The 10,221-nt window shown below is 47.4% G+C and carries 7 protein-coding genes; 2 read left to right on the forward strand and 5 right to left on the reverse strand.

The features are described 5' to 3' along the window. Nucleotides 1–71: 71 nt before the first annotated feature. On the forward strand, nt 72–1,700 hold the full coding sequence (locus tag IGQ44_00835; GenBank protein HIK36525.1) for a Ppx/GppA family phosphatase: 1,629 nt from the start codon (nt 72–74) through the stop codon (nt 1,698–1,700). A gap of 7 nt (nt 1,701–1,707) precedes the next feature. Here the strand turns inward: IGQ44_00835 and IGQ44_00840 are convergent, their stop codons facing one another. From IGQ44_00840 to mgtE (IGQ44_00860), 5 genes are all read right to left on the reverse strand, one after another. Further along, the gene (locus IGQ44_00840) at nt 1,708–3,867 is read right to left on the reverse strand and encodes a polyribonucleotide nucleotidyltransferase (protein HIK36526.1); all 2,160 of its coding nucleotides are present in this window, start codon (nt 3,865–3,867) and stop codon (nt 1,708–1,710) included. Between the two features lie 95 nt (nt 3,868–3,962). Continuing rightward, nucleotides 3,963–5,303 (reverse strand): replicative DNA helicase, encoded by a 1,341-nt coding sequence (dnaB, locus tag IGQ44_00845; protein ID HIK36527.1) that lies wholly within the window; start codon nt 5,301–5,303, stop codon nt 3,963–3,965. A gap of 15 nt (nt 5,304–5,318) precedes the next feature. Continuing rightward, nucleotides 5,319–6,794 carry a WD40 repeat domain-containing protein gene (locus tag IGQ44_00850; GenBank protein HIK36528.1) on the reverse strand — a complete coding sequence of 492 codons (1,476 nt, stop codon included), beginning with the start codon at nt 6,792–6,794 and terminating at the stop codon, nt 5,319–5,321. Nucleotides 6,795–6,804: 10 nt separating this feature from the next. Continuing rightward, on the reverse strand, nt 6,805–8,202 hold the full coding sequence (mgtE, locus tag IGQ44_00855; protein ID HIK36529.1) for a magnesium transporter: 1,398 nt from the start codon (nt 8,200–8,202) through the stop codon (nt 6,805–6,807). Between the two features lie 54 nt (nt 8,203–8,256). Beyond that, on the reverse strand, nt 8,257–9,654 hold the full coding sequence (gene mgtE, locus IGQ44_00860) for a magnesium transporter (protein ID HIK36530.1): 1,398 nt from the start codon (nt 9,652–9,654) through the stop codon (nt 8,257–8,259). Nucleotides 9,655–9,898: 244 nt separating this feature from the next. Between mgtE (IGQ44_00860) and IGQ44_00865 the strand changes: the two genes are divergently transcribed. After that, nucleotides 9,899–10,221: glycogen phosphorylase (locus tag IGQ44_00865; protein ID HIK36531.1), on the forward strand; the 323-nt coding region annotated here is incomplete at its 3' end.

Consider the following 10,221-nt stretch of genomic DNA (forward strand, 5'->3'; position numbering starts at 1 on the left):
CTCATTGACAGCGAGGGGGACATCCCCGACAATAAAATAAACTGAAGTAGGCCAAAAGTGGGTGATTGTCCATGGTTTTTCCCCCTGCCTTGTCCTCACCGCAAATCCAGACAGAGAGGAATCTAAAAGACTGTATCCTCGCCGCTATAGACATAGGCACTAACTCCATTCACATGGTGGTGGTGAGGATTAATGCCCAAATTCCCTCCTTCTCCATCATCACCAGGGAAAAAGAAACTGTTAGATTAGGGGAACGAGATCCAGAAACGGGCAACCTCACCCCGGAGGCTATGGAAAGGGCTATATTTGCCCTGAAAAGATGTAAGCAGTTAGCGGAAACCCTCAAAGCCGAACAAATAATTGCCGTTGCCACCAGTGCCACCAGGGAGGCCCCCAATGGACAAGAGTTTCTGGCGAGAATCGAAGCGGAATTGGGAATAGTAGTGGATTTAATTTCTGGCCAGGAAGAGGCTAGAAGAATCTATCTGGGGGTACTGTCGGGTATGGACTTCGGGGGAAAACCTCACCAGGTGATCGATATTGGCGGGGGTTCCACTGAAATAATCCTGGCTGATAGTGAAGACATTCGTTGTCTTAGCAGCACCAAAGTAGGCGCCGTCCGTCTCACCCGGGAGTTTATTCATACTGACCCCATTAGTGCTAAGGAGTTGATCGCACTTAGGGCCTACATTAGAGGAATGTTAGAAAGGCCAGTAGAAGAGTTACAACAGTTTCTTAAACCGGGGGAAAAGCCAGTTTTGGTGGGCACCTCCGGCACCGTGGAAACTTTGGCAATCCTTCATGCCTCTGGGAAAAAATCAGAGGCCCCCGTAACCCTCAACGGCTATCAGATGTCACGGTGGGAGATTGAAAGCCTTTTCTCCCGTCTGGCCAAAATGAGCTATAGTGAACGGGTGGCCATGGGCATGTCCGAAAAAAGGGCAGAAATTATCATTGCCGGCGCTGCTATCCTAGTAGAAGCTATGAACATGTTAAATGCCGACTCCCTCATCGTCTGTGAAAGAGCCCTAAGGGAAGGTCTCATTGTGGACTGGATGCTACAACACGGCTACATAGAAGACCGTCTAGCATACCAGAGTCAGGTTCGTCCCCGAAATGTATACAAGATAGCTCACAAGTACCATGTAGACCTACCCCATGCCGAGAGGATTGCCCGTTTTGCCCTCAAGATATTCGACAGTTTGAGGGGAAAATTACATTATTGGGGGGAGCTGGAGAGAGAATATCTTTGGAGTGCGGCTATACTCCACAACTGCGGCCTGTATGTCTCCCACTCAGCCCATCACAAACACTCGTACTATCTAATCCGTCACAGCGAGTTGTTGGGCTTTAGTGAGATGGAAATAGAACTGATCGCCCTCATTGCCCGCTATCATCGCAAGAGTAAGCCAAAACGGAAGCATGTGGGTTATGCCACCTTGTCAGAGGGTCACCGGAAAGTGGTGCGCCAACTGAGTGCCATTTTGCGGTTGGCCATAGCCTTAGACCGAAGACAGATCGGGGCGATCAGGGATTTGGAGTGCGAGTACGACCCGGAGTACAGAAGAATACATCTGCATCTGTACCCCCAGAATCCCCAGGACGACTGCGCCCTGGAATTGTGGAATCTGGACTACAAAAAGCCCATTTTCGAACAAGAATACAATGTTAGGGTAATTGCGACACTACACCGGTGCTAATGGAGGGCTACAACTGGAATTGGGCCTCCTGACGTGCCATGGCTGCCTGTTCGGGATGTATCCCCAAACGGGTTAAATTGAGACGCCCCTTGCTGTCGAAACCGCGGATTTTCACTACAATTTGATCCCCCACAGATACCTCGTCTTCCACCCGGCCCACACGGTGTTCCGCCAATTGGGAGATGTGGATCATACCCTCCTTGCCTGGCAACACCTCTACGAAGGCTCCAATGTCAATAATACGGGTGACACGTCCAAGATAGACCTCTCCCTCGTTGAGTTTGCGGGTGATGTTTTGGATAAGCCGTTTGGCCTGTTGCGCCTTTTCTGCCTGGCTGGCACAGATGGTAACAGTGCCATCGTCGGCAATATCAATCTTACAACCAGTTTGCTCAGTAATAGCCTTAATGGTCTTGCCGCCGGGGCCAATTACGGACCCGATCATATCAGGCTCAATCTTCATAGTCAATAGACGAGGCGCATAGGGAGACAGATGTTTACGGGGCTCTTGTATCACCTTCAACATCTCCTGGAGAATATGGAGACGAGCGGCCTTCGCTTGTTCAATAGCTTTGGCAATAATATCAATGGACAGGCCCGTAATCTTCATGTCCATCTGCAGGGCAGTAATTCCCTCATCAGTGCCCGCTACCTTAAAGTCCATATCCCCCAGAAAGTCCTCTATGCCCTGAATGTCAGTGAGGATGCGTACCTCATCCCCTTCCTTAATCAACCCCATGGCGGCACCACTCACCGGCTTGGATATGGGCACCCCCGCATCCATCAACGCCAGGGTAGAGCCACATACAGAGCCCATGGAGGTGGAACCGTTGGATGATAGCACTTCTGATACTACGCGAATCACATAGGGGAATTCCTCTTGGGGAGGCAACACCGGTAGTAGTGCCCTTTCCGCCAAAGCCCCGTGTCCAATTTCCCTACGTCCCGGGGAGCGCAGGGGCCTAGTCTCCCCTACAGAATAGGGTGGGAAGTTATAGTGGTGCAGATAGCGTTTTTCTAGTTCCGGATACAGGTCGTCTGGCAATTCCTGGGCATCGGCTGAAGTGCCTAAAGTTACGATTGATAGTACTTGAGTTAATCCTCTTTGGAAGAGAGCACTACCGTGAACCCTAGGAGGTAATACGCCGACCCGACAGCTGATGGGACGCACCTCATCCAGTTTTCGCCCATCCACTCTCACCCCCTCGTCTAAAATCTGACGGCGCATCAGTTCCTTAGTGAGTTTTTTGTAGAGGGTGGGCACCAGACGGGAATCCTGAGCAGCCGCCAGTTTCACCTCATGGTCGTCAGGAAGGGCCTTGATGGCCTCTTCCACCTGCAATTGAATGTTGTCCAGCGCTTCTTCTCGGCCTTTTTTGCCCAAGTCGAACTGTTTAAGGATTTTTTTCACCTCTTCTTGGGCTCTTTCCCGGATAAACTCATAGACAGTCTCATTAAATTCTTCTCTTTCCTCATACACCCTCTCAATGCCTAACTCTTGGAGCAAATCCTGTTGGGCTTTAATTAACTCCTGGATGGCCTCATAGCCAAACTCGATGGCCTCAATAATGTCTTGTTCGGGCAGTTGGTTGGCACCGGCTTCCACCATTACCACCCCGTCGGGAGTACCAGCCACTACCAAGTCTAAATCTCCCTGTTCGATTTCCCGGAAGGTAGGATTGATGATAAACTCATCGTTCAAAAGTCCCACCCTAACTGCTGCCATGGGTCCTGCAAAGGGGATTTTTGCCAACATGGTGGCTACAGAAGCACCGGTGACGGCTAAAACGTCCGGGGGTACATCCTCATCCATGGAAAGGGTAGTGGCAATGATTTGAATGTCATCCCGCAACCAGGAGGGGAAAAGAGGACGTAGTGGTCTATCTATGAGACGGCTAATGAGGATAGCTCTTTCTGGGGGTTTGCCCTCCCTACGTAGGAAACCGCCAGGTATTCTCCCGGCAGCATATAATCTCTCTTCGTAATCTACTGTGAGGGGTAAGAAGTCTATGCCTTCCCTACCTGGGGTGCGAGTGGCGGTGACTAGTACAGCAGTGTCTCCCGACTGAATTAAAACAGCGCCCCCTGCCTGGGGTGCCAACAAACCCACTTGTATTTTTATGTCTCTCCCTTCAAAAAAAGCTATGGACTTATTATATTCTTCCATTGTTCTACTGGAATCCTTGCACTTGACTTTTCTCTATTCTTTTCTTTATGTAATCGTAACATGAGTGCCGGACTAACTGTAAGGGAAAAAGCAGGTTAGTGTTTAAGATTCAAAAATCGAGTGTATTCTGGGTGGAAAAGAAGTTTAATTTGACCAGTGGGGCCATTTCTGTGTTTAGCTATAATTACCTCCGCTATACCTCTATCGGGGGTATCCGGATGATAATACTCATCTCGGTATAACATTAATACCAGGTCAGCATCCTGTTCAATGGCTCCTGATTCTCTCAAATCCGATAACATCGGTCTTTTGTTAGTCCTTTGTTCTACGGCACGACTGAGTTGGGAGAGGGCTATTACTGGCACATTCACCTCCCGGGCCAAACTCTTGAGGGCGCGGGTAATCCTGGACAATTCCTGTACCCTGTTTTCACTATTACTGCCCTGCATCAGCTGTAAATAGTCCAACAATACCAACCCCAACTCCCCTTTCTTTTCCGCCTGAAGTCGACGCACTTCTGAACGCATCTGCATTACAGTTAAATTTCCCGTGTCGTCTATATAGATGGGTAATTCCGATAAAACCCCCACTGCCCTCATCAACTCCTCCATTTCCTGTTCTGTAATACGCCCCGAGCGGATACGATTACTCTCAATTTTGGCCTCGGAAGACAGCAGCCGCATAACCAGTTGTTCCCTGGACATTTCCAGACTGAAAATAGCTACTGGCAGATGTTGTTTTTGGGCAACATTAAGGGCAATATTGAGAGCAAAGCTGGTTTTCCCCATAGAGGGCCTGGCGGCTATAATGATCAAATCTGACCTTTGCAAACCCCCAGTCATGGCATCCAAGTCATAAAAGTGGGTGGGTATGCCGGGAAGGGCAATCTTGTCCTGGAAAGACTGAATCTCTGTAAAAGTTTCTACTATCGTTTCGGAAAGGGGTAATAATCCCTTTTGTACTCTTGTTTGCGTAAGGTTGAAGAGCTTTTGTTCCGCCTCATCCAACACTGAATCTAAATCCTTGGTGGTGTCATAGGCCAATTCCCCAATTTCCTTGCCCACATTAATGAGTTGTCGCCGAACATACTTGTCTACAAGCAGTGGTACGTATAATTCAATATTGGCGGAAGAAACCGTCCTCTCCAGTAAACTGACGATTTTGGGTGTACCCCCCACCTTATCCAGCAAATTGTGATCCTTCAACCATGTGGAAACGGTAATTACATCAATGGGTTGTCCTTTGAAGTAAAGCTGTACGGCCGCCTCATAAATGTGTCTGTGGGCAGGTACATAGAAGGCCGCCGATGGCAAAAGGTCTACAATTTTCTCCATACAATTGGGATCTAGAAGAATACTGCCCAGGATTATCTCTTCCGCTTCTATGTTTTGTGGGGGGAGAGAAGTTATCGCCAAATCCGGGGTGAATTCAGTCATGACCAAAAAACTCCACTATTTCTGTTCCCAAACCTTGACTGTGCCATCAACACCCCCTGCTGCCAACATTCTGCCATCTTTGCTTAGAGAAAGGCAGAAGATACGATTGGAATCGTTAATTTTCAGATGACCCAATTCCTCCCCACTGGCTGGATACCAGATTTTTATTAATCCATCAGTCCCGGCACTGTACAACAACTGGGAATCGGGGCTCCAGCTCAGATCCATTACCTGGCCATGATGAGCATTGAGTTCCAAAAAGGGTTCTATTTGTAGGAATATACTAAATATGGTGGTGGGGAGTTTCCAGAGTTTAATAGTCCCATCAGCACAAGCCGCGGCAATGATTTCTCCTGTGTGACTAATGGCCACCGCCTCCACCTTGGCCATGTTGCCCACAAGGACACCCAGTTGTTGTTCCGCACCTAGTTGCCAGAGGCTGATAGTGCCATCCGAGGCCCCACAGGCCACATACCCATTTTCCTCATCCACTGCTAGGGCTGACACGGGGGCCTGGTGATAGCAACTACAAACCAGTTTGCTAGTGGTCAGTTCCCATTGTTTTAGGGTTTGATCATAACTGCCACTGAGGAGCAAATTCTGTCCTGTCGCCATAGCCAGACAGTGGATAGAGCCAGTATGATGGGTTAGGGTATATTCTGGTCGGAATTCCAAAGACTTCTTCCCTGGCACTAACGACCAGACTCTTATCAGTTGATCCAAACCTCCCGTAGCTACCCCAAAGTCCTGATAATTATCTTTTCTGACACAGAGACACAAAACCCCTTGAGCCGCTGCCTCTGTCCCACTTACCTCAGTCCCGTCTTTTAACGACCATAGGCGGAGATGTTGATCCCAAGACGTAGTAAGAAGGTATTTCCCGTCGGCAGTAATAGCCAAATCCGTCACTGATTGACTATGAGCCTTTATTATATGAATACAACGCCAGGCAAGTCTGGGAGGTGGCAATATATCTATCTTTTTGCTTTCTTGTAGCACATTTTTGTCGGGTAATTCTAGCCCCTTACGAGGGGCTTGTAACCCCTGGTACAGTTTTTCTAGGTTTTTCAGACGTAATTCTATATTGTGTTCCTTGATGTAACTAATTATACTAGTTATAGACCTGTTGATACTGTCTATGTCTTCCTGCAAAGAGGCAATCACCTCGTCATCTGACTTGGGAGTATTGTGGAGTTTTGGGGGTATGATGGAGGCCTTGTCTTCTGCCAAAAACTGGTGAAGATTCTCCTTTAGTTCGGCCAGTTGTGCAGAAAAACGTTTTAACTGAATATTCAAGGCAGCAGCAATTCTGGCCTTATGACGCAATTCTGCCCTCCAGCGGCCTATGACTCCTAACATCAGATCGACTGTCAACAACAGATAGAATGGGGAATATTGCTGTGTTCTTGAGGCCACCAGTAGGGCAACAAGGGTCAAAAATAGAAATACCCCTTCTATTATTTCCAACCATAATGAATAGATAAATCTCATAAGTATTCCCCTAGATTCCTAGCAGGAAACGAGCAATATAAAAGTAAATTAAAACCCCCAAAACGTCTACAATGGTGGTAATAAAGGGAGCAGACATCAATGCTGGATCTAAACCTAGACGACGGAAAAAAAAAGGCAAAAAAGAACCAGCCACCGTAGAGATCACAGAAATGACTAAAAGACTCAGTCCAACGGCAGCGGCCACAATAGGGTTTTTCCGGGTATGAGGCAGAAAATAAGCCCAAATGGAGGTCAACACTGCCAACATAATTCCCAAAAGGATGCCAGCCACTCCCTCCCTCAGGACTACCTGGACGGAGCCCAATTTGTCCACCTGACCTGTGCTTAAACCCCTGATTACCACAGTAGAAGATTGAGTCCCTATATTGCCCCCCGTGCCGATGAGAAGAGGGATAAAGGCGGCTAACACTGTCACCTTGCTGATTACCTCTTCTTGAGAACCAATAATACTACCGGTGAGAGTGTTAGTGAAAAGAAGTACCAATAACCAGGTTAAACGACGACGGGCAATAGTAAACAAGTTCTGGCGAAAGTAATTGTAGCCATCCCCGGCTGGCACCGCCCCCAGGGCATATATTTCTTCCGTGGCTTCTTGCTCTAAAATATCAATAACATCGTCTACAGTGACAATCCCCACCAGTCTTAATTCTCTGTCCACTACCGGAATAGCCAACAGGTCATATCTTTGAATCAAACGTGCTACTTCCTCCTGAGGGGTATCTGTTTTCACGTAGATTACATCCCTCGTCATGATTTGTTCTAGGGTTTCCTCCGATTGATGTATCACTAAGTCTCTCAAAGAAACTACGCCCATTAAATGACGGGATTCATCGGTAACATAGATGTAATAAACTAGTTCAGTACGTCCAGCCAGGGTATGTAGTCTTTCAATAGTCTCCTCCACAGTGAGATGTTGTTTGAGGGAGACATATTCCGGCGTCATGATCCTGCCGGCAGTACCCTCTTCATAGCCCAGCAGCAGATTTGTAGCCTGTCGTTCTTCCGGACTAAGTTGTTCTAAAATACGACTTACTACACTTGCTGGCAATTCATCAAAAAGACGAGCCCGATCGTCAGGAGACATTTGTCCCACTATGTCAATGACTTCCTGACGTCTGAATTGTTCGATGAGGGATTGTTGACAGGAAGAGTCCAGGTGTTCGTAGACACTGATGGCTATGTCTTTACTGAGGAGACGAAAAACAATCAATTGTAAACCCTCTGGGAGCTGTTCAATAGCCTCGGCAATATCTGCAGGGTGAACAGGTTGTAACAAAGTCTTGATTCCCTCCAGATTGTTATGTTCCAAAAAAAGTTTCAATTGGCCGACTACTAATTCCCGCAACTCCTGACGGGGATCGTTTTTAACAACGGTGGATTCAGACATACTCATTACCTCCTAATTGGACATGGTTAAGACAGGCCCTTTTCCCCGGTGAGACTAGATACTCAACATTGCCTTGGCGATGTTAAAATACACGAAAATACTTACCACATCCACGGCCGTAGTGATAAACGGACCGGACATAAGGGCCGGATCGAGGCCGAAACGACGAAACAGAAAAGGCAAAAGGGCGCCGGCAGTGGAGGCGAGGGCGCAAATTAAAGTGAGGGTCAAACCGACAGTAAAAGCAATAAGAATGTTTCCACGGTTACTGGGGAGAAGGTAGGCCCAAATCATGGCCACAACTCCCAAAAGGACTCCTAAAATCAGTCCTGCTATTGTCTCCTTCAAAATTGCCCCTACTGCCCCTAAATCCTTTATCTCATCAGTGCTAATGCCCCTAATTACCACAGTGGAAGACTGCGCCCCCACATTGCCCCCAGTATCCGCTAACAGGGGCATAAAGGCTGCTAGAATGGCATATTGGCTTAAAAGAGCCTCCTGGGCACCAATGATGGAACCGGTGATACTATTGGTTAGCAGCAGGACTAACAACCATCCTACCCTTCTCCTGGCAATAGTGAACAAATTAGTCTCAAAGTAGTCCTCCTCTTCGGACTGAAGCCCACTGAGTTTGTATATGTCCTCTGTAGTCTCTTGTTCTAAAATATCGATAACGTCATCCACAGTTACTACCCCCACAATTCTCTTTTCCCTATCCACCACCGGTATAGCAAAGAAGTCATAGTGTTTAATTAGTTTGGCCACCTCTTCCTGGTCTGTACTTGTATACACATAAACTACATCCTTCGTCATTATGTCTCTGATCACACTATTCTTGTCATTCATGATCAGCTCTCTAAAAGAGACTACTCCTTGTAGTCTTCTGGTGTCATCAACGACGTAAACGTAGTAGATGAGCTCGGAGGTACGGGCACAGGAGCGGATTTTACTGAGGACTTCTGCGATGGTAAGGTTTTCGCGAACACAAATATACTCCGGCGTCATTATCCGGCCGGCAGTACCCTCTTCATAACCCAGCAGCAAATTGGTGGCCTGTCTCTCTTCAGGACTGAGTTGGGAGATAATTCTGGCAACCACGGCGGCGGGAAGTTCGTCAAATAGACGGGCGCGATCGTCAGGAGACATTTTGTCCACAATGTCGATCACATCCTGGCGTTTAAAGTCCTCGATGAGGGCTTGTTGTACCTTCGAATCCAAATGCTCGTACACCTCTATAGCCTTATCCTTGTCCAAAAGTCTGAAAGCGATAGCCTGTTCGGATTCTGGCAAATCCTCTATGGCCTCGGCAATGTCTACCGGCTTTACGGGGATCAGAAGAGTTTTTGCCCCTTCTAGGTTATTCTGTGCCAATAGCAAGTGTAACTGAGAACGGACCAATTGCCTCAGCTCATGACGGGAATTGTTACTGACAACAGTTGGGTTTCCATTCACCGCCGGATTTCTCCATATGCTCTCATCGACTTATCATTTTAACCCTCACCCATAAGTGTCAGAAAAGTTAACTTTTTTTAAGTGTCTTCCGCAACAAAATTTTGCTAGTAGTAGTACAAAGCTGGAGTTACACTTTAATAGAGACTGGCAGGAGGTTAAGGAAGCTAAAATGAGCCTATTTAATCTTTTTTCTCAAAAAAACATCGAAGAAAAACCGGATACTAACCGTGGTCAAAGAGATAATATGCCACAAGAAGACGAACGCACCGGCACTTCTGTTGCCACCCTGAAAAAAGCTATTGCCAATAACCTGTTTTATGCCCTGGGTAAATTCCCCGCTACAGCCACTGACAATGACTACTACATGGCTCTAGCCTACACTGTTAGAGACAGGATGTTACAACGCTGGCTGGCCTCTGCCAACAGTTACTGGGAAAACAAAAATCGCATGGTTTGTTATCTGTCGGCAGAATATCTTTTAGGCCCTCATTTGGGTAATAATCTGATCAACCTGGGGATATATGAGCCGGTCAAACAAGCAGTAGAAGAGTTAGGATTGAATCTAGA

Origin of the sequence: Geminocystis sp. M7585_C2015_104 (genome assembly GCA_015295805.1) — a bacterium.
Lineage (GTDB): Bacteria > Cyanobacteriota > Cyanobacteriia > Cyanobacteriales > Cyanobacteriaceae > DVEF01.